33 protein-coding genes and 5 pseudogenes are annotated in these 25770 nt (G+C 38.0%); 15 read left to right on the top strand and 23 right to left on the bottom strand.

Features of this window, described 5'->3' with window-relative positions; all coding sequences use genetic code 11:
* Positions 1-30 precede the first annotated feature (30 nt).
* Positions 31-216: a hypothetical protein gene (locus tag NQ550_RS05400; protein ID WP_014080774.1), complete on the top strand. Its 186-nt coding sequence runs from the start codon at positions 31-33 to the stop codon at positions 214-216.
* Positions 209-817, top strand: a complete 609-nt coding sequence (locus NQ550_RS05395) for a hypothetical protein (protein WP_025581026.1) — start codon at positions 209-211, stop codon at positions 815-817. Before NQ550_RS05400 ends, NQ550_RS05395 begins: the two co-directional genes overlap by 8 nt.
* A gap of 47 nt (positions 818-864) precedes the next feature.
* Here NQ550_RS05395 and NQ550_RS05390 read toward each other — a convergent pair whose 3' ends face one another.
* Entirely contained in the window at positions 865-999 is a 135-nt protein-coding gene (locus NQ550_RS05390) for a hypothetical protein (protein WP_255610876.1), read from the bottom strand.
* Positions 1000-1250: 251 nt separating this feature from the next.
* On the opposite strand from NQ550_RS05390, the pseudogene NQ550_RS05385 reads away from it, so the two are divergent.
* The 3 genes and pseudogenes from NQ550_RS05385 to NQ550_RS05375 all read left to right on the top strand — a co-directional run.
* Positions 1251-1685, top strand: a pseudogene (locus tag NQ550_RS05385) (tetratricopeptide repeat protein); the annotation flags it as partial.
* Between the two features lie 315 nt (positions 1686-2000).
* Positions 2001-3332 (top strand): hypothetical protein, encoded by a 1332-nt coding sequence (locus tag NQ550_RS05380; protein ID WP_259839443.1) that lies wholly within the window; start codon positions 2001-2003, stop codon positions 3330-3332.
* 591 nt (positions 3333-3923) lie between these two features.
* On the top strand, positions 3924-4397 hold the full coding sequence (locus NQ550_RS05375; RefSeq protein ID WP_025581274.1) for a hypothetical protein: 474 nt from the start codon (positions 3924-3926) through the stop codon (positions 4395-4397).
* A 40-nt stretch (positions 4398-4437) separates the two neighbouring features.
* On the opposite strand, the gene NQ550_RS05370 is transcribed toward NQ550_RS05375, so the two are convergent.
* Together NQ550_RS05370 and NQ550_RS05365 are read right to left on the bottom strand one after the other, a co-directional pair.
* Entirely contained in the window at positions 4438-4704 is a 267-nt protein-coding gene (locus tag NQ550_RS05370; protein WP_025581273.1) for an HNH endonuclease signature motif containing protein, read from the bottom strand.
* Entirely contained in the window at positions 4676-4924 is a 249-nt protein-coding gene (locus tag NQ550_RS05365) for a hypothetical protein (protein ID WP_025581272.1), read from the bottom strand. The genes NQ550_RS05370 and NQ550_RS05365 overlap by 29 nt, the downstream gene beginning before the upstream one ends.
* Positions 4925-5234: 310 nt before the next feature.
* Between NQ550_RS05365 and NQ550_RS05360 the strand changes: the two genes are divergently transcribed.
* The 4 genes and pseudogenes from NQ550_RS05360 (at position 5235) to NQ550_RS05345 (ending at position 7176) form a co-directional block, all read left to right on the top strand.
* Positions 5235-5459 carry a hypothetical protein gene (locus NQ550_RS05360; RefSeq protein WP_025581271.1) on the top strand — a complete coding sequence of 75 codons (225 nt, stop codon included), beginning with the start codon at positions 5235-5237 and terminating at the stop codon, positions 5457-5459.
* A gap of 46 nt (positions 5460-5505) precedes the next feature.
* Positions 5506-5871 (top strand): hypothetical protein, encoded by a 366-nt coding sequence (locus NQ550_RS05355; RefSeq protein ID WP_259839440.1) that lies wholly within the window; start codon positions 5506-5508, stop codon positions 5869-5871.
* Positions 5872-6173: 302 nt separating this feature from the next.
* A pseudogene (locus NQ550_RS23025) lies at positions 6174-6447 on the top strand (transposase); the annotation flags it as partial.
* Between the two features lie 201 nt (positions 6448-6648).
* On the top strand, positions 6649-7176 hold the full coding sequence (locus NQ550_RS05345) for a hypothetical protein (protein WP_172730354.1): 528 nt from the start codon (positions 6649-6651) through the stop codon (positions 7174-7176).
* 341 nt (positions 7177-7517) lie between these two features.
* On the opposite strand, the gene NQ550_RS05340 is transcribed toward NQ550_RS05345, so the two are convergent.
* The 14 genes from NQ550_RS05340 to NQ550_RS05275 form a co-directional block, all read right to left on the bottom strand.
* Complete coding sequence (locus NQ550_RS05340) at positions 7518-7838, bottom strand: SymE family type I addiction module toxin (RefSeq protein ID WP_025580718.1); 321 nt, start codon at positions 7836-7838, stop codon at positions 7518-7520.
* Between the two features lie 155 nt (positions 7839-7993).
* Positions 7994-8215 carry a helix-turn-helix domain-containing protein gene (locus tag NQ550_RS05335; protein WP_025580720.1) on the bottom strand — a complete coding sequence of 74 codons (222 nt, stop codon included), beginning with the start codon at positions 8213-8215 and terminating at the stop codon, positions 7994-7996.
* Complete coding sequence (locus NQ550_RS05330) at positions 8187-8639, bottom strand: sigma factor-like helix-turn-helix DNA-binding protein (RefSeq protein ID WP_025580721.1); 453 nt, start codon at positions 8637-8639, stop codon at positions 8187-8189. Before NQ550_RS05330 ends, NQ550_RS05335 begins: the two co-directional genes overlap by 29 nt.
* 171 nt (positions 8640-8810) lie before the next feature.
* Positions 8811-9383 carry an accessory gene regulator B family protein gene (locus NQ550_RS05325; RefSeq protein ID WP_025580722.1) on the bottom strand — a complete coding sequence of 191 codons (573 nt, stop codon included), beginning with the start codon at positions 9381-9383 and terminating at the stop codon, positions 8811-8813.
* Between the two features lie 43 nt (positions 9384-9426).
* Positions 9427-10293: a hypothetical protein gene (locus NQ550_RS05320; RefSeq protein ID WP_207719683.1), complete on the bottom strand. Its 867-nt coding sequence runs from the start codon at positions 10291-10293 to the stop codon at positions 9427-9429.
* A gap of 192 nt (positions 10294-10485) precedes the next feature.
* Positions 10486-10866, bottom strand: a complete 381-nt coding sequence (locus NQ550_RS05315; protein WP_156331211.1) for a hypothetical protein — start codon at positions 10864-10866, stop codon at positions 10486-10488.
* A gap of 43 nt (positions 10867-10909) precedes the next feature.
* Complete coding sequence (locus NQ550_RS05310; protein WP_025580726.1) at positions 10910-11572, bottom strand: ABC transporter ATP-binding protein; 663 nt, start codon at positions 11570-11572, stop codon at positions 10910-10912.
* Positions 11573-11587: 15 nt separating this feature from the next.
* Positions 11588-12448: a hypothetical protein gene (locus tag NQ550_RS05305; RefSeq protein WP_025580728.1), complete on the bottom strand. Its 861-nt coding sequence runs from the start codon at positions 12446-12448 to the stop codon at positions 11588-11590.
* A gap of 10 nt (positions 12449-12458) precedes the next feature.
* Positions 12459-13226, bottom strand: a complete 768-nt coding sequence (locus NQ550_RS05300) for a hypothetical protein (RefSeq protein ID WP_025580729.1) — start codon at positions 13224-13226, stop codon at positions 12459-12461.
* Complete coding sequence (locus tag NQ550_RS05295) at positions 13219-13524, bottom strand: hypothetical protein (RefSeq protein ID WP_025580731.1); 306 nt, start codon at positions 13522-13524, stop codon at positions 13219-13221. Before NQ550_RS05295 ends, NQ550_RS05300 begins: the two co-directional genes overlap by 8 nt.
* A gap of 22 nt (positions 13525-13546) precedes the next feature.
* Positions 13547-14653 (bottom strand): hypothetical protein, encoded by a 1107-nt coding sequence (locus NQ550_RS05290; protein ID WP_025580732.1) that lies wholly within the window; start codon positions 14651-14653, stop codon positions 13547-13549.
* A gap of 482 nt (positions 14654-15135) precedes the next feature.
* Positions 15136-15285 (bottom strand): cyclic lactone autoinducer peptide, encoded by a 150-nt coding sequence (locus NQ550_RS05285; RefSeq protein ID WP_156331212.1) that lies wholly within the window; start codon positions 15283-15285, stop codon positions 15136-15138.
* Positions 15286-15422: 137 nt separating this feature from the next.
* Complete coding sequence (locus NQ550_RS05280; RefSeq protein WP_025580734.1) at positions 15423-16700, bottom strand: sensor histidine kinase; 1278 nt, start codon at positions 16698-16700, stop codon at positions 15423-15425.
* Complete coding sequence (locus NQ550_RS05275; protein ID WP_049947386.1) at positions 16681-17448, bottom strand: LytR/AlgR family response regulator transcription factor; 768 nt, start codon at positions 17446-17448, stop codon at positions 16681-16683. The genes NQ550_RS05280 and NQ550_RS05275 overlap by 20 nt, the downstream gene beginning before the upstream one ends.
* Positions 17449-17588: 140 nt before the next feature.
* On the opposite strand from NQ550_RS05275, the gene NQ550_RS05270 reads away from it, so the two are divergent.
* The 6 genes from NQ550_RS05270 (at position 17589) to NQ550_RS05245 (ending at position 21193) form a co-directional block, all read left to right on the top strand.
* Positions 17589-17915: a helix-turn-helix transcriptional regulator gene (locus NQ550_RS05270; RefSeq protein WP_081703318.1), complete on the top strand. Its 327-nt coding sequence runs from the start codon at positions 17589-17591 to the stop codon at positions 17913-17915.
* A 331-nt stretch (positions 17916-18246) separates the two neighbouring features.
* Entirely contained in the window at positions 18247-18624 is a 378-nt protein-coding gene (locus tag NQ550_RS05265) for a plasmid mobilization protein (protein ID WP_025580738.1), read from the top strand.
* Entirely contained in the window at positions 18611-19270 is a 660-nt protein-coding gene (locus NQ550_RS05260) for a relaxase/mobilization nuclease domain-containing protein (protein WP_242833670.1), read from the top strand. Before NQ550_RS05265 ends, NQ550_RS05260 begins: the two co-directional genes overlap by 14 nt.
* A gap of 8 nt (positions 19271-19278) precedes the next feature.
* Positions 19279-19938: a hypothetical protein gene (locus NQ550_RS05255; protein ID WP_242833672.1), complete on the top strand. Its 660-nt coding sequence runs from the start codon at positions 19279-19281 to the stop codon at positions 19936-19938.
* Positions 19939-20073: 135 nt separating this feature from the next.
* Positions 20074-20871: an Rpn family recombination-promoting nuclease/putative transposase gene (locus NQ550_RS05250; RefSeq protein ID WP_020993387.1), complete on the top strand. Its 798-nt coding sequence runs from the start codon at positions 20074-20076 to the stop codon at positions 20869-20871.
* Between the two features lie 103 nt (positions 20872-20974).
* Entirely contained in the window at positions 20975-21193 is a 219-nt protein-coding gene (locus NQ550_RS05245) for a DUF6219 family protein (protein ID WP_008705630.1), read from the top strand.
* 396 nt (positions 21194-21589) lie between these two features.
* On the opposite strand, the pseudogene NQ550_RS05240 reads toward NQ550_RS05245, so the two are convergent.
* From NQ550_RS05240 to NQ550_RS22760, 6 genes and pseudogenes are all read right to left on the bottom strand, one after another.
* A pseudogene (locus NQ550_RS05240) lies at positions 21590-21775 on the bottom strand (ABC transporter ATP-binding protein); the annotation flags it as partial.
* Between the two features lie 232 nt (positions 21776-22007).
* A pseudogene (locus NQ550_RS05235) lies at positions 22008-22262 on the bottom strand (reverse transcriptase/maturase family protein); the annotation flags it as partial.
* A gap of 86 nt (positions 22263-22348) precedes the next feature.
* A complete protein-coding gene (locus NQ550_RS05230; protein ID WP_055057942.1) occupies positions 22349-23113 on the bottom strand; it encodes an ATP-binding protein in 765 nt (254 codons plus the stop codon).
* Entirely contained in the window at positions 23110-24681 is a 1572-nt protein-coding gene (locus NQ550_RS05225) for a Mu transposase domain-containing protein (RefSeq protein WP_055057941.1), read from the bottom strand. The genes NQ550_RS05230 and NQ550_RS05225 overlap by 4 nt, the downstream gene beginning before the upstream one ends.
* A 150-nt stretch (positions 24682-24831) precedes the next feature.
* Positions 24832-24996, bottom strand: a pseudogene (locus NQ550_RS05220) (reverse transcriptase domain-containing protein); the annotation flags it as partial.
* Entirely contained in the window at positions 24989-25048 is a 60-nt protein-coding gene (locus NQ550_RS22760) for a hypothetical protein (RefSeq protein WP_416386328.1), read from the bottom strand. The gene NQ550_RS22760 and the pseudogene NQ550_RS05220, both read right to left, overlap by 8 nt.
* Positions 25049-25770 lie beyond the last annotated feature (722 nt).

Genomic DNA, 25770 nt, shown 5'->3' with positions numbered 1-25770 from the left:
CAAAAAAGCCAAAAAAGAGGAGGTGTTAGTATGGCTACTTCAAGTATTACTCATAATTTTGTCGTATCCAATCCAAATAGCGTAAAGCGTTTTGTCGCAGCAATTGACGAAGCCGACCGTGACCGCACACCAAAGCAGACACTTCCCGGACGTCAGTTAACGAACCCACAGGAAATCTTAGCTTTAATGTCAAAAAGGAAGAAAAAACATGTCTGATAAATATTTTACCGTTAATATTCGGGCATATTTGGATAAAGACGAACCGACATATATCGGAGAGGAAAGTCTTTACGACTTACTCTCCGATTTTTCTTGTCCCAAAAATCCCGATGTGGAATACTTTTTATTACATAATGCGATTGAGTTTACCAAAAAAGATCAATCTATCACTTATCTGGTATTTGATGCTGAAGATGCTTCACTGGTTGGTTATTTTTCACTTACAGTAAAACCCATCTCTGTCCGTGCTTCAAATATCAGCAAGACAATGGCAAAAAAGCTGTCCCGTGTCAGTATTTTGGATGAAGAAACACAATCCTATACTACCGCAGCTTACCTGATCGCCCAGTTGGGAAAGAACTATTCTCTTCCAAAGGAAAAACGAATTCCTGGAAATATTCTACTGGGATTTGCACTGGAAACCATATCCAGTCTCAAATATTCCGTAGGTGGCATTATGGAGTTTCTTGAATGCGAAGATAATGAATTTCTTCTGAGCTTTTATACGCAGAATCATTTCAAGCCATTTGATACTCGTATTACCGCTTCTCAGAATAATGAGCCACACACTCTGCATCAGCTTTTAAAATTTATTTGATTTAAAAATGCATGAAAAAAGCGACAGTCTGATTTACATTTTGTATTTCAGGAAACTGCCGCTTCTTTTTCTTGCTTATTCTGTTTTTCTTCCTCCAACTCACGGAGGACTTCATCGCCGTACTTATCAATCATCCGTACCAGAAAATCAATGCACCGCTCAAATTCAATATTCTGTTGCATAAGCTCCTCCCGTCATTGTTTTAATCTGAGCTTATTTTACAGAATCTGCCGGAAAACCACATTGAATAGAAATTGATTGTAAATTGACACAATCAATTTAAAAATATCCGCGTTTTCTTGAATTGAATATATGTTCGTATTAAGTATAGATATACTTAATCTTAACTACGAAAGGGGAATTTCTATTGAATCGATGCAATTTTTCTTCTATTAGCACTTGCTTAAAAAATCATATCAGCGAAAGTAATCAAATGAGTCAGCCTGATTTTTTATACGAATTATTTGAAGATTTTATGGATGATCCGGCAAATCAGGATTTTTCAATGGACAACGGTCTGGTTTGCCGCTGGATGACTGGTCAGGCTAAAATCAGTCCTAAAATATCCGCTTACTATTCCAAGCCATCCAATCAGGAAAAATTAGCTCATACTATCCACCAGAATCTTCTTCCACTGATGTCTGACTGTAATATGGCTATGCAAGATATTTACACTTTATTCATTCAGGATGACAGCATTTCAGATGCGAAAAAGAAAAACCTGACTTTCTTATATAAACCAGCCAGTTCAAGACTACTTTTTCTTGCAAAACTGATTTCTTTTGGCATGGAACGCCAATTCATCAAACGTAATACCAAAAATCAGAAGCTACTCGCCAGAGAATCTTTATCCCCCATTGTGCTGGAATGATCTCTCGGAATCTTCGGCCCAGTAAAATCAAGGCTTTCTGATTCCTTTTTATTAAAATCCCCCACTTTTTTTGCCAAAAACACTTGACAAATCGCTCAAAATTTGCGACGAAGCCGATTGAATATATTTTATTTTATCGACTGGAGGGCGATTTTTATGTTACCTGTTAATTGTGGCAGTCATGCTGACTACCAAAACTTTGTTGTTACTAATCTTCGTAAATATTATCCTAATCCAAATGCTCTTGCTCGTTCCACCTGGGATATCATTGAGCGGTTTTAGAATCTCGATTTATCTTTTACTGATACTTTTATGGCTGATAAATATTCAAAATTCGGACCAGCTCCACGAACTCCTTCTTGCATGCAGCGTTCTTATCTTCTTTCCATTGACTTTAAAATTACTTCATTAACGGAGTGGGCTGCTCAGCTTAAAATGAATCCTCTTTATGCTATCCTTAGTGGATTTGAAGTTGGTAACACTCCCGGTGTTGGTACTTTTTATGATTTTTTAAACCGCTTATGGAACTCTGATGATGATCATATGTCACCACACATCCATCCGCTGAAGACTAAGGTCAAAAAGCCTAAAACAAAAGGTACAAAAGCTGATTCCGTGGAAAAAGTTACAGTTGCCGATCTTCTTCCGACCTTGGAGAAAACAGATTTTAAACTTGATGAACAGCCTTATTCTTCTCTCTTTAAAATCTATCAAAAGGAATTCCTTGAGATTTCTGTTTTTACAGGGCTTATCCATGCAGATGCTTTAGCATTAGCGGGTGATGGAACGCCTGTTGTAACTTCACACAGAGAACGAAAAAAACGTATCTGCAAATGTAAAGAGAATGGTATCCATGACTGTAATTGTGACCGCTATTTTTCCCAGCCTGACTGTGATATCGGATGGGATTCCTCTCGGGACTGTTATTATCACGGATATGACTTGTATATGCTTGTTGATTCACAGAGTGACTTACCTGTATTCCCTCATTTTTCCTGTGCTTCAAAACATGATTCACATGGATTCCTGCACGCTTTTTTCAGAATGAAATCATTTCTTCCTGAATACTCAGTTTCTAAAGTACTTTTAGATTCTGCCCATGATGCAATGCCTTACTATCAATACTTCAAGCGTGAAAATATAACGCCTTTTATTGACCTTAACGGAAAAGGTGGAAGACCTCCTATTTACAAAAACGACTTTACAATTGATAAAGATGGTGTTCCTATTTGTCCTTCTGGATATCGTATGCGTCGAGATGGTATTGAAGTTGCTAAAGGCAGAATGAAATTCAAATGTCCTAAGATCAGTCACACCAGTGGCTGTATCTCCTGTACATGCGAAAACCCTTGCTCAAATGTCAAATACGGACGTACAGTCCATCTGGTTCTGAAAGATAATCTAAGATTGTTTAATAATCCGCCAAGAAGCAGTAAGGAATGGAAACTGGAATACAATGCAAGAACTTCTGCTGAACGCTCTAACAAACATGAGAAATTAGACTTTAAACTAGAAGACGACAGACACCGCTCAACTAAGATGTGGTACTGCCGCCTCTATCACATCCTGATGTTACAGCATCTGGATGCTTGGAATCTGCCATCTGAAGTCACCCCGCGAAAGTTGATTTTGGATGTAGCATAATCCTGTAGATTATTATATCTCATTTTTTAAAACATAGCGACAGTTATGTTTATTTCTTGCGTTCATTTTTACGTTCAAGAATAATATTTACTTTTCAAAGTTCAATGCCAGAGTTTTGCTGGCATGATCACTCAAGATTCCGGGAGATCATAAAATCATTTTTCATTTCGCGATTTTGCACAGAAGAGGGGGCGCCGGTCTTTAAGCGTTTTGATTTCAGAGATTCGTACCGCCCCTAGTTCCATTATATTTGTAAAGTATCGTTCTACTATTGATATCAACATCTTTTATTGTTATTATTGTTTCAAGCAATGATGTGAGTCGTAATCCGAGAAGATGCATAGCGACTATCACTGCTTGGTTAGGCTTCGTTTACCACAAATTTCCATTGACAATCTACAATTATTTGCATATAATATAAGCAAGAAAGCAAAGCTTTCTTTTGAGGCTTTTGTCGGAATCGCCTGGCTAATAAAAAACCGAAGAAATTGTGAGGGGTTTTTCGGAAGCACCTGGCTAATAAAAAACCGAAGAAATTAGCGATGAAGGAGAAGCACATCAGCTTCTCCTTTTTTACTGGGAGAATAAATCATGAGTATCACTTGTTGCTATATAAAAGAACAATACTTCAAAGACCATTCATCATTTGTAAAAATGCTTGACCCTGGAAACACTGCAAAGCAGTCACACCGATCCTATTTGTGTTTAAAAATAACTAACGATGGAAATGATTATTATCTTCCGCTTAGGAATAATCTAGGTGCTGATGTGCGCCCTTATGGTAGAATCGGTCACTCGGTTCCTTCGGCTTCTCGATCGGATGCTGGATTGGATTATCGCTATGCGCTTATTGTTAATGACAGCAAATACATAGAAATACCAACAACACAAAAAATACCTAACAGGCAGTGGAACAAAATAACTGCTGACTACAATAATATTATCTCAGAGTTCACCGTGTATCTTTCTGGATTTAAAAGAGCGTTAAAGAAAAACCGTATTAACAGAGAAGCGCTATATAGAGAATCATCTCTTATTAATTTCACTTCTGAACTAACATCTTAATATATCATCCCTTCACCTTCGCTTCTTCGGCGAAGGTTTTTTAATATCTATACACAGGATTAATATCTTCCGTCAGAGTTTTTCTGTCGTGGCATCTCTTGCAAAGGGCCTGCCAGTTCCCACGATCCCAGAAGAGTTTCTGATCACCACGATGAGGTTTGATATGATCCACGACTGTAGCTTTCGTAAGATGTCCTTCCTCATAACATTTCACACAGAATGGATTGCTATCTAAAAACTTCCTTCTCTCACGTTGCCACTTGGCACCGTAACCACGCTCACTTGCATAAATCCACTTCTGTAACAATAGAATTTTCATCCTTAGTATCAACATTCGCGAGCTGAATCAATATGTATTCATTATTTTTGAATAGATCCATAAATAGACGTTTCTTCTTTAGTTCAGCTTCTCCGTTTCTAGCAGGATGAAACTCCTTTGAAGCTATATACTTTTTACCTTCAGATTCTATTATCTGATAGGTCCCAACATAATTGTCAACCCAAAAACCAATATCTGATGTAATCATTTTAACCTCCAATGTCATACGGTGCGGTATATAGAAAGTATGACATATAGGGTTTAAAATGTAAACATACAAATAATCTTGCGCCAAGAGCTGAGGTGCATTACAAATACGCTCTTCATTCGACTGATTGCTACCACCGTGGCCAAGGTGAAGGCTCTTCCGTCAGAAGAATGAAGCAACTCGTAAACGTCAGCCCTAAGAAGAGCAGCTGACCGGATTATAGGAGGAACCCTATGAACGGTCGACTGATAGGACAAAAGAATATTTCCCGTGAGGTTTCCTCCAACGCAAATCAATGGAGGAAAATCCTATGGGAAGAATTGCAAATTACAGCAACACACAGAAGTACAGTGACAAAAAGAGTTTTGATGGCAAGCCAGTAGAAGAAGGAAAGGTATTGGTTCCATTCAAAAAAGAAGACATGAATCTCATGCCAGGTGAATACATCTATGATAATTTCACGACTTTTCACCTCGGAGAATTCAAAATTGTAGTAGTGCTGTATCCGGTTAGTAACAATACTTTACAGTACTGAAAAAATTTGCTATACTCCATCAAAAACGGTATTGGAGGACGCAGATATGCCACGCTACATTGTCACGCTGACAAACGATGAAATACAGGAGCTGAAAGCAATAATACAAAAAGGCGGAAAGGGCTACCGCATAAAGCATGCACAGATACTGCTAAAGTTGGACCAAAAGCCTGAAAACAAGGCATGGACATATGACCGCATCAAAGATGCGTATGGAGCCGCCCGTTCCACCATTGCAGGTATTGCGCAACGGTTTGTCATGGGAGGGATGGAGGCAGCCCTTGGGCGGAAGGTACAAGAAAACCGCCGTCGCAAGGTGACGGGCGATGTGGAGGCCCGGATATGTGCCATAGCCTGTTCGGAACCGCCGGAAGGAGCCTCACGGCCGGACTATGCAGGCAATCGCGGATGAACTGATCCGCCTGGAAGTGGTCGATTACATTACGGACAGTACCGTCTGCGAGGTTATGAAAAAAATGAAATCAAGCCGTGGCTCGTAAAGGAATGGTGCATTCCGGAAGCAGACGCCGAGTTCGTAGCGAAGATGGAGGACGTCTTTGAGGTATATCAGCGCCCGTATGACCCTCTCCGTCCTGTCGTTTGCATAGATGAAACGAACAAACAGCTCATAAAGAAAACACGTATTCCCTGTGAACCAGGCCACCTGAAAAAGTAGATTCCGTGTATGTCCGCAACGGTGTTGCAGATGTCTTCATGATTTCTGAACCCCTGGCAGGCAGGAGGGAAACGGTTGTAACACAGACCCGCACAGCATTGGATTTTGCAGAAATTCTCCGGTATACTTCCGACACCCTGTACCCACGGACGGAAAAAATAGTTCTTGTTACCGACAATCTAAATACCCATTCTCCAGCTTCATTATATAAGGCTTTCCCACCGGAAGAAGCACGCAGGCTTGCAGAACGCTTTGAATGGCATTACACGCCAAAACATGGTAGCTGGCTGGACATGGCAGAGATAGAAATCGGCATCATGAGCCGCCAGGCCCTGGGGAAGCCACTGCCAGATTTGGAAAGCTTTAAACAACAGGTTCGTACATGGACTATCAGGCGTAATGCAGAATGTGCAAAAATCAACTGGCAGTTTAAGACGCAGGATGCACGAATTAAATTGGCCAGGTTGTATCCGGTTATAGTTTAGAAACTAACCGGATGCAGTAGTAGGCTTTATGGCAATTAGTGAAGGTTACTTTGCGTCATACATGCAGGAATTTTGGGACAAGCTTAACAAAGAACTTGAAGCCGGACGTGAGGGTCGCTGCGTCATCGTTAAGAATGCAGATGGTACGGACAAGCTCTGCCCTTACACCCGCAAGTGCAAGGGATGCCAAAATAAGGGACTGCTTGAACGTCGTAACACCCACCGTGTAGAAATCATTTCGTTAGATTATGAATATGAGGGAGACGGTTTTGATATCGAAGACACCAGCACTCCTTCTGTAGAAGACCAGGTTCTTGAAAAGATTGACCCAGAACCCACTGAGGACGAACTCAAACTTCAGATGTTGGCTCACTTCGATAAGACCAACCCTCGCTACGGACAGATTATCCGTCTCAGCTTAAGCGGAATGTCAATTGACGATATCTGCATTACCATCGGCCTTAAGTCAAGTCGTGGCAGACAGGAAATCAATAACGCACATGATGCCGTTTGTGATTACCTCAAGCTTCGTCATCACAAGAAAAACCGTAAGTAGTACCAAGAGAGCGGTAACACTATATCTGTGCTACCGCTCTCGTTTTTAATGTCTATGAACAGGTCTTCTGCCATTTAACTGAAATTGATCGTGCGATTTGATATCCTTTATTGCTTTTTTTAAGGTACCACACCATGAGTGGTTGTGATATGGATGAGAAGCTTTATGCTTATGAAAGACTATACACAATTCCCTATCAGGAAGTTCAACATTATGTATATACCAGACATGATGCGTATTGTTCGAAACAAGAGTAATATCATATTCATTCGCAACTATAACTGTAAAATACTTTCTATCAATTGATTCTATATCTTCTTTCTTGAACAATAAGTGCCTCCTTAATCTGTTACATCAACAGTTGCATATCCGGCACCCTGCTCCGCTACAAACTGAGCATGAAGTTTCGCCTTTTCTACCTCGAACTTTTTCTTTAATGATTCTATTTCTCTTTCCATAAAATCCGCTTCGGCTTCTGCAATAGCAGCTCTCTCCGCATCCGGTGTAATAACAAGCTTACCATTCTCACAAGTGATAGAAACATAATCTCCGATATCAAAACCTAACTTCTTAAGCCACTGCCCCTTCAACATGATTGTCGGCGTTGCCTTATAGTTATGCCCGCTCTGGCTGATAACCTTAATACTTCTTTTCTTTGCCATAATCGAAATCTCCTTTTCATAATTTGTCATTGATTGCTTGTAACTCTGTCTCTAATTCATTCAGCCCAATGGCACCACCTCCCTCCAGCGAAAAAAATAAGCTGCAAATGCTTTCGCATCAGCAGCTTATCGCTTAAGTTCGGTATATTATGAAGTTATTTCTTTTCCGCTTTTTCCTTATCCATGATGTCGTAATACTCGTCCATATCAAGGGAAAGCTTTATATGAGAGTCTGCTTTTCGGTTGCTCAAGAGGCAGATTGTCTCCACATGTTTCAGAATTTTATTTATCGCCTGAATGTCACCCTCCAATGCTCTTTCGATTACCCAAAACGGTATCAATTTTTTATTATTTACACTTTTTTCTTCCGTTTTCATCTGCATTTTCCTCCAGCATAATCTTTAGTATTTCAAGCGATCGTGTACGATGCTCATGTACCGTACTTCTGACAAGGTTCAGTTTTCTTGCTATATCCGCATCATTCATTTCCACAAAGTATGACAAAAGAATAATGTCCCTTTTTCTCTCTGTCAGTGCAGTTAATGCTTCTGCCAATAGAGCATTTTTTACCTCCACATCATAACCGCCTGCCCGAAAATAGCTTTTTTCCAATTCATATTCATCAAATATAGAAAGGCTCTCCATCTCTTGTTCGGATAATTCTGAAAACAAAGTTTCATGTTTTCTAAGATAGGCTAAATGTCTTTCATAATCCACTATTTCGCCCTTTAATGCCAATTTACATTTTCGATCAAACTGGTGCATTACCGTTTTTTCATCATAGGAAGAAGATTGCTCCATAGAGTTCACCTCCTCCCCGACCATGAGATATGAGCAAAGGTCTTTTTCCCTTTCACTCTTATCCCGTTTGAACAATGCGTTTTGTTCGAATCTGAAAGAAAATTTCTTAAAAATGACATAAAAAAACGTCCTCATAGGTCAAACCTACTGGACGTTTTTAATTTATATTTTTCACAAAACGAATACTCGCTTCCTGTACTTCCATTTTCCTGCCAATGCAGATATTCCTACTATCAAAACTGTGTATATAATTGAATCTCTTAAAACCATAATTCGCAGAGCTATACTTATTACAAGCAAGAAGCTGTACCCCAAAATTAATTGCCTCGATCTTTTTGCATAGAACCTACTATCGACTTTTGACAATGGATGTATCGGATTATCTACAGGAGAAAACAGAACAATTACACAAATGAAGCATAAATAAATAACAAACATACAATCCAACGAAATCACGTTGATTTTTCTTACTAGCATTGCAATATTCACGATTCCTACAGAAATCATACAGCATTTTATTTCTGTATCAGCATGATAACCGCCCGCATACGGGCGCAAAAAATATATTTCCAAAAAGACCAAGATACTAAAACAAAATTCGTGCCACAAAACACCTGATATTGCAATTGCAAAAAAATTTAATAGTATCCAAAAAAGCTGATTTAAACCATATTGAATAATTTCCTTTTCGTTCTGATTTTCACATATTTGGTTTGATATTTTCCTGCTCCACTCACCTATCATTCAATTTTCTCCTACAGAATCTCTCTCTTTAATCATATTAACCCTACATTAAATATATCTCTTTACCTGTTTCAGCATTAACCAGCATGACGTATTTTTGAGAATTATTATCATTTATCTCCAAATACCAGATTGGTTCTGCCGTATATTGCTGATCTTCATTTATGTATGCACGCTCATAAAATTTTGCCCGAGTCACTGTATAAGTAGATTCATCTAATAAGTTTTCATACTTTGTTTCTACCGTTGCTGCGATTTCGTCAAAACCTTTTAACGGTACATTTTCCCCATCTTCCTGGAAATCATAAAGACCATACACACGCAGGCTTTCTATCCCCCGTGTAGAACAAACAGCAACCACTGGACTGGACTCTGGCGTATCATATGCAAGCGCCTGTGCCATAACCGATAATTCAGGATACACAGGAATCCCACTTACTGTCTGCCTTGCATATACGATACATACATCATCCTCGTTTGTCCACTCAGGCTTTCGTTTACTCTCTTCCAGCAATCCTTCAGCAACATATTGGTTTTCAATTTCCCGAAGTATATCCGCGCTCAAAGAAGAAGTCTGAAAAACTAAATTTTCTACTGCATATCCGGCATTTTCAAGAGTTTCTTTTACTTTTTGTACAGCATCCTGATCGTTTACAATAGATTCTGTCGCAGAAGTAAACTTCTCCATATTCTCCGTATTAGTCACCCCTATTTGAGCATAATAAGCCGATTTTTCCGTTGATACTCCAAACTCCATTCCAATCCCTACATTTGTACCATCCGCTAAAACATAATAGTTTTCTTCCGGATATAGATCACTAGCAGGAGTATTATAATGCTCGAGAATTTCTTTTCCTTCTACAAAATTTGCATATGTCTTTTCACTATCCACAAAATGCACACTTTCCAAAATAAATTTGGGAATCTCTTTTCCGTTCCAATTCTCCGGAACTTCTAACTCACACTGAAACCTAACTTTACCGGATTCGGATTCCTTTTCATACGTCTGCGCATACGCATTTTGAGTCAGCATAATAAGCGATAACGCACATATACCTGAAATCATTATGTCTTTTCTCATTTTTCTGCTCTCACTTACAAATCACGGTGTATAACGTCCTTCTACATGTAAACTGCCTACACTTGCTGTACAATGCATAAAATATTCGTACCTGGGCAGCGCGTAGCTCGTATAGGAAGCACTTGCACTTGGAGTATTTTTTGAAATCGTTGCAGTATTAGATGTTGTTGTCGCATGCAGTCTACTGGATTTACAATATAATTTTCCTGAACTACTGAACTTAGTACCTGTCACATAAAACTTCTGCTCATCATCAGCTTTCACCGATCTTTTAGAAATAATATCACCCGGTATAGTAATGTTAAATGTAACTGTATCTGCAAATACCGGAACAGTGCTTCCTGTCAAACATAAACATGCTGCTACTCCACATAACCATTTTTTTCTGTTCATCTTCATCATAATCTTCTCCTTTTCTCTGCATTTTTGCTGCCATCTTTAACTTTTAATTTGTTTCATCTTTTACTTTACTGATCACACCTCCCTCCATCTCATATACCTCGTCGCAAAGAACCTCTATATCCTCCCGGTTATGGCTAGCCAGGATAATCAGTTTATTTTCTTCTTTCATTTTTAACAGAAGCTCCCTGATTTCTCTTACCCCGTTTTTGTCCAGACCATTCATAGGTTCATCCAAAATCAAAATTCCCGGATCTTCCATGATGGCCTGTGCAAGAGCAAGTCTCTGACGCATACCCAGTGAATATTTTCCAACCGGACGCTTCAATGCAGGATCCAAACCAACCTTTCTCAGAACAGAGCAGAGATAATCTTTATTCTTTTTGTTTCGCAAAGTATAAAGAAATTCCAGATTATGATAGCCACTCCAGGTCCGCAAAAAACCCGGATCCTCAATAATGATCCCCGCATCGGTCAGCATATCCTTATCTTTCCCCATCACTTTACCATTGACAGTTATCGTTCCCTCATCACAGGAAAGAAAACCGCAGATAGACTTAAACAAAACAGTCTTTCCAGAACCGTTGTGCCCTACAAGACCATAAATTTTGCCACTTTCACATAAAAGTGAAACATCCTTTAAAACTTTGTTATCTTTGAAGCTTTTACTTACATGAGATACTTCAATTACGTAATCCTGCCTGTCCATATATTTCACTCCTCGCTATATATCCTCATTTTCCCAGTTAAATTCTATTTTTTTTACCTTTATTAAAATAATGACCGTCATACACAAAATCCCTGCTATTAAAAATCCAAACATATAAGGTATAGATGGCAGCCAATAGTAACCATAATCCGGGGTTGCAATCCTTGCCAGTTCAGCCCATATCGTCGGGATAAAAAAAGCCAGTTTATGACGTATCATAGGATGTATATTCAGCACGGGAAATAGAGCGATTGCCAGGGCAAGACCACCTGCAACTGCAGCAATCTTATTCAAAAACAAACTTAGCAGGAACATCAGAACCCCAATAAATGTACAGATACAGGCACAAAGAAGAATCTCCAGCCCTATAAGCTGTAATGGCGAAAATTCAGAGAAAATCTCGTAATAAATAAACACAGAACTATCAAACTGCGTAAGAGCCCTTGTCGTTGCTGCCGTTCTCAGCAGCTTTCCCCATTCATTGCTCCATTCAATGTCCGGTAAAAGCGGGAGTATTGTGCAGATGACTGCCACAACAGTAAGAACAACGGAACGGATAAAAATCCCTCCTATTTGCCCTAATGCCCAACACTTTCTTCCTACACGGATTGCATGATACATATTCACATGCTGCATAAAAGGCACATCCGAGTTCGCATAAATTACTCCAAACCAAAACATAATCAGATAAGAAAAACTACACATCGCAAATGGAAATACGCACCAAGAGGACGGGTAGTCCACTGCAACTGAAAACTGTCGGATAGCCCCTACATATGACCGGCTGACTACAATCATCAATATTACAAAAACTGCCATTTTGCTATTGGCGATTTTCATCATGGAATTTTTCCAGGTATACTGTAATAACTTCATACTCCCACCTCTATAATCTGCTTTTTATTTTTTTGTATATTCCCCAGGTAAGCAGTGCCGAAAAACACAAGCTACAGCCAAAGACTGTAAGAAAGTACTGTATATCCGTCGAAAACCGATTCAAGGTCGGATATATCAGCATTACGCTGAACCAGCCCTTTCCACGATATTCCAATAATATTTGCTGTATTAAAATAGGTGTGATCAATATCAGCATTTTATTAGAAACAAACATAGACAGAAATGAAGCCGCCAATGACAAGGTCCCTGCAAACATCCCCATTTGCAATGCGGACAAAAAAACATAAGGCCAGTAGTGTTTTCCGACAATCAGGGAACCGTACATTCCTTCCATAAAAAAAGCATCCTGTAATCCCTCGGAAGTCCAGGGTATCTTTAACCGTATAGACGCAACAAACAGAAGGCTTCCCAAAACCATAGTGATCACAGACGCTCCATAGACAACCACTGCCTTGGATACCACATATTTCCATGTATTTCCTCTGTTGATGCTGTATCTGGCATATTTATACTCCAAATCCTCGCAAAACACCGTTGCATAAGAGAATGCGCAAAAAGCATAGGCAATCATAATCCCGGACATACTAACAGCGAAACCGTATGTATCTAGCGCATTTCCATTTACCATTCCCTCAGTAAACGCATAATCTTCAAGGGAAAACCACATGGATACTGCAACACCCACAATGGCCAAATATATTGGGTAATTTTTTATCAGACGACGGATATCCGTTTTTAAATAATGTGCTCTATTCATCCGTTTCTCTCCTTTTGTAAACAGCTCTTTTTCCACAGAAAAAAATAAATACACAAATACCTGCAGCAAAGCCACTTACATTTATCAGGAATAACATCCTTTTTTTTCTTTGTTTCTCTTTCTTTTTAATCAGCTCTTTGCTTGTTTCGAGAATTGTATCCAATTTGTCATAAGGTATCTTCATGTCTCTGATTTTTTTATATATTTCTCTTTCCCACTCATTCGGGGCATTTTCTATACATTTATTAAGCCTTCTTCGTTCTTCTACAATCGAATAAGGAATTGTGGATCTATTCATAAAACATCCCTTTCGCTAATTTTTATTGCAAGAATATTTCCTTTCCTGTTTCCGCATTAATTAATGTTACAGATTTACTTATATTATTTTCGACTACTTCAAAATACCAGATAGGATCTGCCTTATATTTTTGTCCCTCATCCAGATATACCCTCTCATAGAATTTTGCTCTCGTCACTTCATACTCCGCATCGTTTAAAATATTCTCAAATTTTTCCTCAACCACAGCAGCAATATCCTCGAAAGGCTTCAGTAAAACTTGTTGTTCTCCCTTTTCAAATTCATAAACGCCGCCAATATCCAGAATTTCAATTCCCCGGGTAGAATATATCGCCTGGACAGGAGCATTATCCGGAGTATCATATGCCATGCTTCTGGCAATACTCATCATTTCATGAAAAATAGGAATGTCTTCATATTTTTGATACCCATAAATAAAATACGCATCATCTTCCTGACTCCAGCTTTCCTTTCTTTTTTCTTCTGTTAAACGACCTTCCTGTAAATATTGTTCTTCCAAATTTTTCATTGTCTGAGAATTTAAGGGGTAACAAGCAAATATAAAGTCTTCTGAATGGTATCCCAATTCATCTATTATTTTTTGTAATTCTGTAATACATTCTTCGCCGCTTTTAAAGGAAACATCTGACTCTTCAAACACAACCTGATTATTTGAATTTCGCGCACCGATGGATGAATAATATTTGGAATTGCTGCTTCCGTAAGTAATGCCTTCATTTATATCAAGACATTCATCATTTGCAAATAGATAATAGTCTTCTGGTGCCCTCCCTTCATTTACCGGAATTTCCGATTTTTCAATTATTTCTTTTCCTTCACCGAATATAGTCCATGCTTTTTCCCTGTCACAGCTATATAGTCCCTTTACATCAACTGTGCTTATAGCTTGTCCTTTTATATTTTCCGGCACTTCCAACTCACAATTAAATTTTACCTTCCCCGAATCAGAGGTTTTTTCATACTTTTCCGGGAAACTATATTCTGCTTCTTCCATTGAGACTATTTCTTCCCCTGCTTTTTCTTTGACATCTACAGAACTCTTGTTACATCCAGCCAAAACCGAACATATACATAATGTCAGGCAAAACCATCTTATTTTTTTCAGCATATTTTTCTCCTTAAATTCAGCTAAGGGATACCGTATGTGTATCCCCTAACTGAACTTGTTATTTTAAATGTTATTCGTAAATATTACGGAGTATATCGTCCCTTCACTCGAAGATATGATACACTGGCAGATGTTGTCATGTAATACGTCTGCCCTGATGGTGCATTACTGTAATATAGTGCGCTACTCGACAAATAACTCGGAGAAATTGACGCTATCCTTGACTGTATTGCACTATTCGTACGATTAATAGACCTGCAATCCAATCTTCCCGTCTTATTAAACAAAGTTCCTGTTACATAAAACCTCTGTTCCGAATCAAATTTAGCAGCTCTCGGAGAAAGGATATCTCCTGGTACCGTGACGTCAAAATCAACTGTTTCAGCAAATACCGGAACTGTACTGCCTACCAAACATAAAGAAGCAACTAAACCACACAATGTTCTTTTAATCTTTTTGTTCAACATAATTTGAATCTCCTTTCATTTTGAATTCTTTAATTTTTTTACGGCCGTTGGGAGTTTAGGCTGGTATCCTAAGAAAGGACAGGTTGTATTGGCATCTCTTACAGCTATCCTCTTTGCTATGTACCCCAATACCTTGTTCCCATTTGTAGAAGTTCTCTTATCCATTGGCTTGCACCTCCCTTTGAAGTGATTGAATTGTAGCATATAATTATTGATTATTTATTCAATTGTCAAAATTCGCCCACGATTTTGTCAAAATTAGACTTTTCTTTCAAGTAAAAAAGAGACCCCTAACGAGTCTCTTAGTTTTTAATCCGCGACATATATAAAAGGACCTGAACACAGAATCTATTAGATGTATAATCTATTTTTATTTCTCCTCCATTGGCAATGACCACTTTTTTTACATTTTCTAATCCAATACCATGTATTGCAAGTTCTGGCTGAGTTGTCTGCAGTCCATTTCTCTTTTCAAGGATTTTTCCTGAATAGCTGTTTTCTATAAAGATTAATAACACCTCTTGTTTTATTTGCATTTTTATAGTTAGTAACTTTTCCTTCGATTTACTGGCCTCTCTTACTGCATTATCTACCAGATTCCCCAAAATCACGCAAATATTAAAATTATTAAAATATAGATCTTCCGGAATATTTATTTGAACATCTACTTGATTCAGCGTCTTGTTTGCTTTCTGCAGCGTATAATTTAATACTCCGTCTATTTCCTGATTACCTGTAGTTGAATATTCTTTTGGATTTAGCATAAAATCCTTCATGCCGCTTAAATATTTTATCATGTCGTCATTATTATTTTTTTTAGCCATTGCAGACAACTCAATGATATGATGTTTTATATCATGCCTCAATGCTTTCACCCGTTCTTCCGATTCTCTGGCTATATCTAATTGATAAGAATAAACTTCTAACATCTGTTTAAACACCTGCTCATTCATACGGGCAGAATAAAATTTAAGGAGTGAATGATACAGATAAAAAATGAGAATATTAATAAAAAGAAGTGCCAGTGATGCAAAAATAACAATTTCTTTTATTTCATGCGCAACAATAATCAGATAATATATATATACAATACTGACAACAGGAACCATTAAAAGTGCAGCCATATTTAATGCCGGTAATGTAATTTCTTTTTCGGGTTCTGTTGTCCTCTGGATAATAATTGCAATAAATAATAAAGCAAAGCTGGTAATACATTCACATACCTGATTCACCGGCTGTCCCATCGTATATTTTGTTAAAGATAAAATGACAATGCTGTCAACCAATGCATTAATCACATATATAATAAATACAGCCAAACATTTCTTTATTTTCTTTATGCGGTATGGAAAAAAAATCAAAAAAAGACTTGTAATGTTTGACAAAATATTCATAGCCGGAAAGGAAAATAGCAAGCTTATCGCACTTGTCCATGCCCAGCCTATAATATATAAAATAGAGACATGCTTCCATCTGCTCTCTTCTTTTTGCACAAAAATACCAACAAAATACTTCAATGCGTAAAAACGTAATGCATTTGCCAGTAACGCTATAATACCATTAAATATTTTTAAACTCATCTGCAGCACTCTCCAAAATCTTTCTTCGTACATCTGCACGATTAATTTTACTTATATTTAGTACATCTCCATTCAGCATTTTTACCCACTCGTATGTAAATTCCTTTACATAATTTTTATTTACTAAATACGATTTATGTATTCTTAAAAAAACATTTTCTGGAATTCGTTTTTCAATCTCATTCAATTTTCCATAAAATGTTCTGATCTCTTTTTTCATTACAATATTAATTTTTCGTCCAGTACTTTGAAAATACAAAATATCTTTATACGAAATGCGATATGTACTATTTTGAGTTTGGAACTCAAATCCCACACTATTTTTTTCCGATATACGATAAATATTATCCAAAACATGATATATCTTCGCCGGTTCTATTGGCTTTACCAAAAAATCAAATGGTCGATTTTGAAAAAGCTGTAATGCATAATTTTCCTTTGAAGATATATATATCAAAAATATATTCTCTTCTTCAAGAACCTCTCTTATATATTTGCCTACCATAACTCCATCTTTTCCTGGCAATTCTATATCCAGAAAAAGAATGTTTATTTTCTCTCTTTTCAAATAATCCAACAAAGTATCTCCAGAATAAAAAACTTCTGTCACAAGTGAAACGCTCTTCTCTTTCGCATATTTCAGTATAATCTCTTCTAGCTCGGAACATGTGCTTTTTTCATCATCGCAAATTACAGTCTTCATTATTTTTCCCTCCTGAAAGTATAATACTCTCTCGGTATCATTCATGCAAGTCATCTCCTTTTTAACCTTCATTCAAAGCTGTCTTTAGATATTTATGGTATACTTTAAGCAAAATCATTGTCAAATAGATATTTAAAATCGAATAAAATTATTTTAAAACACTTACAATATGTATAGGAGGTGTCATGAATGAGGAAACTGATTTTTCAGCATTTATCAAAAATAGAATTACTGAATTACGTTGTCAAAAAGGAATCTCCGAATACACTTTGAGCTTAGCAATCGGTCGTTCGCAAGGATATATACAATCAATTAGTTCTGGCAGAATATTACCCTCTATGAATACTTTTTTAGATATTTGTAAGTACTTCGATATTACTCCTACTGAATTTTTTGATCCATCTTTTCAGAACCCTACTTTGTTACATTCTATTATTTCAGATATTAGTAAATTTTCTGAAGAAGATTTATTATTACTTTCATCCGTTTTAAAGCGACTAACAAGGAATTAAATTCTATTATCCAATAGATGAACAAGAATTAACTTTATTTTAATCTTGCTCACCTATTTTTTCTGGTTTATATATATTTATAAGCAGCAATTTTTCAACACTATAGAGCAAGTTTCGCAATGTAGCACAATAACCCCTTTCCGGGTTCTTGGCGACTTGCAACTTGATGGGGATTTCGTTTCCCCATACCCTCGACCACAATCACAGATATGTGTATTGGTTTCCATTTACATGGTCACAGTGCGATAATTTTTCATCACTTACTTTCCCTGCAGGCCGCAAAATTTGGATTTTCTTATGAAACCACTACCACGAAGAAAGGAAGTTATCAATGACAAGACCTAAGAAAGAGGAAACTCTTGCAAAAACTAAAGATGTGCATTTACGCATGAATGAAACTGAATATGATCTTCTTGCAGAAAGAGCCAATGCTAACAGCATGACGGTTTCTGATTTTATCCGAAATGCCTTGGTCAACCAGAAAGTCATCATCAAATACGAAATTACCGCAGATGTTCCCGAAATAAAAAAACTTATTAGCGAGTTTGGTAAAATTGGCAGCAACCTAAATCAGATTGCCCGATATTTTAATCAGGGTGGAATCCTCTCTTCTGAAATGAGAAATGAAATCCGAAAGTCTCTCCGGGATATTTATGAAATGAAATATGAAGTGATGAAAATGACAGGTGATTTTCGTGGCAGTAATTAAACATATCGCAAACAAAAACTCTGACTATGGAGAATCGGAACGGTATCTTATCTTCCAGCACAACGAGTATACGCAAAAACCGATTCTTGATGAAGAAGGGCATATGATACTGAGAGAAGAATATTATCTGGACGGTCTGAACTGTGATCCATTCTCTTTTGCATCTGAATGTCAGGAACTGAACAGCTACTATCACAAGAACAAAAACTTCAATGAAATAAAATCCCATCACTATATCATCAGCTTCGACCCAAAAGACAGGGATGAATGTGGATTGACCGGTGAACGTGCCCAGCAACTCGGATTGACTTTTGCAAAGAAAAACTTTCCCGGTCATCAGGCTTTAGTCTGTACTCATACCGACGGTCATAACAAAAGTGGAAACATCCATGTGCATATCGTAATTAACAGTCTCCGTAAATATGATATACCACAAGAACCCTATATGGAATTTGACTGTGAAGCAAAAGCCGGATACAAACACCACCTAAGCACAGCATACCTTACCCATTTAAAACAGGAAGTTATGGATATGTGTAAAAAAAAGGACTACATCAGGTTGATCTGCTCACTCCTGCTGAAAGAAAAATCACAGAAAAAGAATATTGGGCACAACGCCGGGGACAGGAAAAACTCGATAAGTTAAATCAGAAAATGAAAGAAGATGGAATCACTCCAAAGGAAACTCGTTACCAGACAGAGAAACAATTTCTTCGTGACGCTATTGATGATGCCGCAAGTACCGCCCGATCACTAGAAGAATTTTCAAAAATCCTTGATGTAAAATATCACATCATCTTCAAGATCAGTCGAAACCGGTACAGTTATCTTCACCCTGGCAGGAACAAATATATCACTGGAAAGAATCTTGGAACTAGATACACAGAAGATTTTCTCTTGAAAGCATTTGAGGAAAACACAAAATCCCATAAAGAACAAAAAGAAGAAATTCTGGAACAGCAGGCTCCGAATACTTCCACAGATTTACCAACTGTTCCTTTCTCTGATACTTCTGCTATCTCTACACCATTCATTTTCATAAAATCAGATCTCCGGCTTGTCATAGATCTGCAAACCTGTATTAAAGCACAGCAAAGTGGAGCCTATGCTCAAAAAGTAAAGCTCACCAATTTGAAGCAGATGGCTCAGACTGTTGCCTACATACAGGAACATGGCTATGATTCTCTTGATGATTTCCATGTAGAACTCAATCAGGCATCAGACCAGACCAGTGCTCCCAGAAAATCTTTAAAAGATACTGAACAGCAACTTAAAGATGTGAATGAACAGATTGAAAAAGTAAAAGATTTATAGACTGTTATTTTTTATCGGCATTTGTCATTTCAAAATTCAGGTATTGAGGATTGCTATTTGCCATGTTAAAATAATGATATAGGAATCCATGTTTACTATATCCCATTCTAAAGGAAAGCAGGTGGTGTTTTTACAATGAATAATACAGAAGAAACACTGGATTTTGAGCAAAAACATAAAGAAGATCTACAACGCCTTAGGGGTTTTCGTCTTTTAGATGATGATTTTATGAGTAAAGTTTTTGAAGATAAGGCATGTGCGGAATTTCTACTTCAAATTATTTTGCAAAGACATGACCTTAAAGTACAATCTGTGCAGGGACAATACGATATAAAAAATTTACAGGGACGTTCTATTCGCTTGGATATATTAGCTGTTGATTCCAATAACCGCATTTATAATATAGAAATTCAAAGAAGTGATCGTGGTGCTGATGCAAAACGTGCAAGATACAATAGCAGTCTTATAGATGCCAATATAACTGAAGCTGGCGATAAATATGATGCTCTCACTGAAACCTATGTGATTTTTATTACCGAAAATGATGTATTAAAAGCCGGGCTTCCAATTTATCATGTTGACCGCATCATCCAGGAAACCGGTGAACCATTCGGTGATGAAGCTCATATTATTTATATAAATTCCCAAATCAAAGATGAAACAGAACTCGGAAAACTAATGCACGATTTTTCCTGTACCAATCCGAAAGACATGTATTATAAAATCCTTGCTGACAGAGTACGTTATTTTAAAGAAGATGAGGAAGGAGTTTTGACTATGTGCAGAGAAATGGAAAATATGCGAAAAGCTGAACGCATTGAAATTGCTAAACGTATGCTGGCCTCCGGTAAACTCACTTACGAAGATATTGCCGCTTTTACAGACCTGACCTTAGAAGAAATCGAAGCGCTGGCTGTACAAAAAACCGCATAACAAAAAGAGGAACCATCTCGCTATATACAGATGTGTTCCTCATTTCTTTATAAATAAAAGAAAAAAACTGAATCATAATAAAAAAACGCAGGAGAAATCTAAGATGAAAGCACATAAATATTGGTCACTTGGTGCATTGGCAGCAATGTTTGGAATCTTTTATGCTGGCTATAAAAATATGAAATCCGCTCATAAGTATTTTGCTTGTAGCTCTCTGTTCTGCATGATCATAGCTATCTATTCTGGGCATGAAATGATTTCTGGTAAGTCTAAAAAAAGAAAGACTCTGTTTCCGATGGAGAATAGCAAGCCGAACCTGTGAAAAGGAGACTTCGACGGTCTTACAAATGCTATGAAAAGAAGTATTCTATGCTGTTTTTTCTTCTTTATTCTATTTTTTTTCCTCCAACTCCCGGAGGACTTCTTCGCCGTACTTATCAATCATCCGTACCAGAAAATCAATGCACCGCTCAAATTCAATATTCTGTTGCATAAGCTCCTCCCGTCATTGTTTTAATCTGAGCTTATTTTACAGAACCTACCGGAAAACCACATTGAATAGAAATTGATTTTAAATTGACACAATCAATTTAAAAATATCCGCATTTTCTTGATCAGGAGTTATATCCACAGATTGGATTTTCCATTGGAAAAACTCTATCCGGTCTTTTAACAAAACAAACATAATTTACGGCGGGCAACTTGCCCGCCGTTATATTCAACTATTCGTCAAATAAATATATGCATCTTCCAAAGTGATATCATTATCCGGGACACACTTCTCATTTGGCTTTCCTTTGCTTAATATTTTCATATGAATTCCATTTTCTACATACTGCTTAGATGAAATAGAATAATTGGCTTCTAACAAACGGGCTTCTTCTGCATTTTGTGTGTAGTAATTAATCCATCCTTGCACTACTTTGTTTATCATGTTCCCAATATCTTTTAATGAGAGATCCGCGTTTTCTTTATTCGACCGGAATCCTTGCCGTTAATTATACTGAAAAAATCCATATGCCCGCAGTTTCCAAAAGTGCCAAAATACCTTCCGCATGGAAACTTGATGAATTGAAAGCAATGCTTGCGACCATTGACAGAAACAGTCCTATTGGAAAACGTGACTATGCGATGATTCCAGCTTTCAGAAACTTCCATATTAGCTGGATAAACATTTCGTCGTCGATTCTCTTTTTCAGAATCTCGACAATTACATGATGGTCGAAGCTGTCGAAATAGGCGTGTATATCTCCTTCTACAAACCAGTTTGTCCCCGTAAAGGTTTTCTGTATCTGCATTAGGGCTGTCTGACAACTCCTGTTTGGTCTGAACCCGTGAGATTTATTACTGAATACGGGTTCATAAATACTTTCCAAAATCATCTTAACGATGCAAATTACGCTCAAACGGAATGCCAGTTCCGCTACTGCGGAACGGCTATTCCATTTTTAACGGTACGAAGTACCGCTAGATGATATCATTCTGTTTCACGCATATTTATACCGTTCATCTCCAGACGATATGTATGATGTTTATCTGTGATTCGTGTAAGGCACGCATCAGCGTAGGTATTGTCAGCAAACATATCAAACCATGTACTGACTGGAAACTGTGAGATGACTACAGTTGATTTTCTTCCATCCCTGGTGTCAAGGACCTCAAAAAGATCCCGGCATTTATCAAGATCGAGATCCATAAGGCCAAAATCATCGATCACAAGAAGATCCAGCTTGGTCAGCTTATTCAGGTAATCCAGATTTGTGGATTTGATACGTGCCTGTTCCATTTCGCTCATAAGAGTGTTCGCTTTTATATACTTTACACTCTTAGACTGCTTCATTGCAGTTACACAAAAAGCATTGATTAGATAAGTTTTTCCACTGGCGGAAGATCCTGTTACAATGAGATTCTTTCCTTCCTCTATCCAATGGCAGGTACTCAGTCGCTCTATTGTCTGGGTATCAAGCTGACGTTCTGGACGGTAAATAGTTTCGTCAAGATCCGCCGCCGGGTATCGCAGATGTGCTTCTTTCATCAGACGATTAAAGCGTTTATCTGCCCGTGCCTGCCACTCTGCATCAATCATTGATGCTATGCGTTCCATAAAAGTGTTCAGATCTGCATTGGGATCTTTCAACTGTTCTTCCAGGATATGTGCCATTTCTGGAACACGGAAACTCTTCAGACGCATGATCAGAGCCTGTTCCTGAGGTGTTAATGTAATGTCATGGGATGAACTCATTTGTATGCCTCCTTTCCACGGATGTTTGTATGGGAAGGAAGTTTTCCGGTTCCGTTTATAGCACTACTGGAATGATTATTCTGAACCATGCTAAGTACTTTCTTGAAATAAGAATACTTGCAAGCATTGGCTTCTACGCATTTCTCAGCAGCCTCCTGAACCAGCCTGTGAGGAACATCTTTACAGGAATGGAGTACACCGGCACAGCTGTTGTATGCCTGTTCCTCATGCTTGGAACTGCGGAGTATCCTGTCAATAAGAGTTACCATAGATTCTCCATAAACAGATGCCCATCGTCTGTAATAAGCTCCGTCATGTGCATTCACTTCTTTGTAATACAGGTGTTCTGGAGGCATGTGATTGTCATCTGTAATGTAAAGAGGAAAATCACGGTAAGATCTTGGATGGCGGCAGATCAGCCGGTTATACTCATCACAGATCCGTATCTCCGTCATTGTAGCCTTAAGAATTGCAGGCTTCCCTTTATAGGTATACAATACAGAATAGTAGTGGGCATCATACTCAAGGTGGTAATTATCTGGAACTTTAAGAAAGTATTTATAATCACAAAGTGTATAACTTTCGCCTGGAAGCTGGTTCATACGCGGTTTGTCGTACTTTTCAAATCCATTCATGCGGGATTTCCGAATGTCAGATTTTTTCTGGAAAGGACGCTGGTTGATGTCCGCTACGATCTTTTTGACCGCAGCATTCAGAGCTTCCAGAGAGATATAAGTATCTTTCTTTAACTCTTCTACCAGATGCGTCTCCAAGAAACGCACATGATTTTCAACTGTTGGTTTGCCTTTCGGTTTCCTTGGTGGCGGCGGCAGAACGATCGTATCATAAAAAGTTTCCAGATCTGAAAAAGCTGACTGCAGCACAAGTTCATCTTTACTATGCCTGGTAACAGCTGTTCTTAGATTGTCCGGGACAAGATATTTAGGAACTGCCCCATAATAAGACAGTGCATGTACTGTACCGGTAATAAAATGTGGAAGTTTTTCATCCGGAAAGATCTCTGCATAAACAAGGCTGCTAAAACCAAGTGTAGTTGTAAAAATGTGAACTTTCCGAAGTTCGCCAGTTGTTGTGTCCAATAGCAGTTCCGGCTGGTCGCCTACCCAGTCAATATACATCTTTTCACCAGGGATCCGTTCCACAGGCATAGATGTTTTTGAAGTACCATAAGCATCTACCATAAAATCACGATACAGCTTATAAAACTGAGCGAGCTGGTAACCGTTGGGATGCTCTTTTTTATAATCAATCCATAGAAAACTCAAGTCAGCATGTTTTCCCATTTGGATCATCTGCTCATGTATTTTTTCAAAATCAGGCAGTGGAATATCCTTATGTCGAAGGTTTTCTTTTGGATAGATGAGATCAACCACCTTTGAGGCTGGCATTTGCCGAAGATCATCCAATGATAAGCCTGAATCCTTGTAGCGGTTCATGATCAATGCAATCCCGCTCCGTCCGATCCGGTAACGTTTTTGTACAGAGTCATAACTGACTTTACTGAGCCGAAGTTCTATGACTCCAAGAATAGTATTGTAGTCGTGCATAATAGTTCCTCCTTTGCACTGTGATGAATAATAGTTACATCACAATAATAAAGGAAAAACGTACCGTTTTGAGCAGAAAACGCGTACCGCTAAATCAGAATGAATGTACCGCTGATTTCAGAATAGGCGTACCGTTCGAGCAGAATTTGCAATCTTAACGACTTCCTGCACGAGTTTGTCATTGCCGGACTGAATGCCCAGCAGACGTTTTTTATTGCTGTTTTTCTTGGCAATATATACCCGCTTTGCAGGCTTGGGACGGTAACTCCTGTCTCTTAGTGACGCAATTATCCCATTGATTCTTTCATTACTCATGGATATGCGGAGTTGCTTCGTCCATATGCAGTGCCCAGTCGATGATATGCACATTCGAACCAAACCGATTCTCAAACTTTTTTTTAATTCCTCAAATATCTTTACAAGTGTTTCTGCCGAAGCATGTTTATCTATTGTTCCAAGCTGATAGATACTTTCTTCCGGACAGGTTTTTTTGTTTTTTCAAACAACTTCTACTTCTTTGCATCTGTCGGGGTGTCTGGCTTTCACATGTATATACTGCTTCATTCTGGCCCCTTTCCACCTCCCGACAATTTGTCGGGAAGTGCACTTATAAAAAAAAGCCGACAGATCCAATCTCAATTAAACTGAACCTGTCGGCTATGTAAAACTATATGTAATTGTAATATCTGATTAACAGTATGGGCATTTCTATACTTTTATGATATCAGCATTTTTAATACTATTTCCCTCTATAAGATAGTCCACTATTCACTTTCATATTCAGGATTTTCTGTGTTCCCCGTACCGAGGTCTAAGGCAACAACTACGGTTACACTCTGTACAAGTATCTTTTCCTTGTGATTTTCACCGATTTTGTTGAAACCGAAAAACTCTACAAAGTGCGTAAATTCAAGGATTTCTAGGTATCTTTCCTTTGTAGTCCCGCCACCGTCTCCACATGGCACGAGAGGACAGGAAGTACGTCAAATGCCCCTTCACTCCGTCCGACTTAATCCACCGCTGATTTTATAAGGACTGGTGTTGGAGGGAACATATCCATAATTTTAAATATTCACTATTACGAATTAT

Source organism: Blautia wexlerae DSM 19850 (assembly GCF_025148125.1).
Classification (GTDB): domain Bacteria; phylum Bacillota; class Clostridia; order Lachnospirales; family Lachnospiraceae; genus Blautia_A; species Blautia_A wexlerae.
The sequence above is the reverse complement of the archived record's forward strand: the minus strand, read 5'-3'. Positions and strand labels throughout refer to the sequence as shown.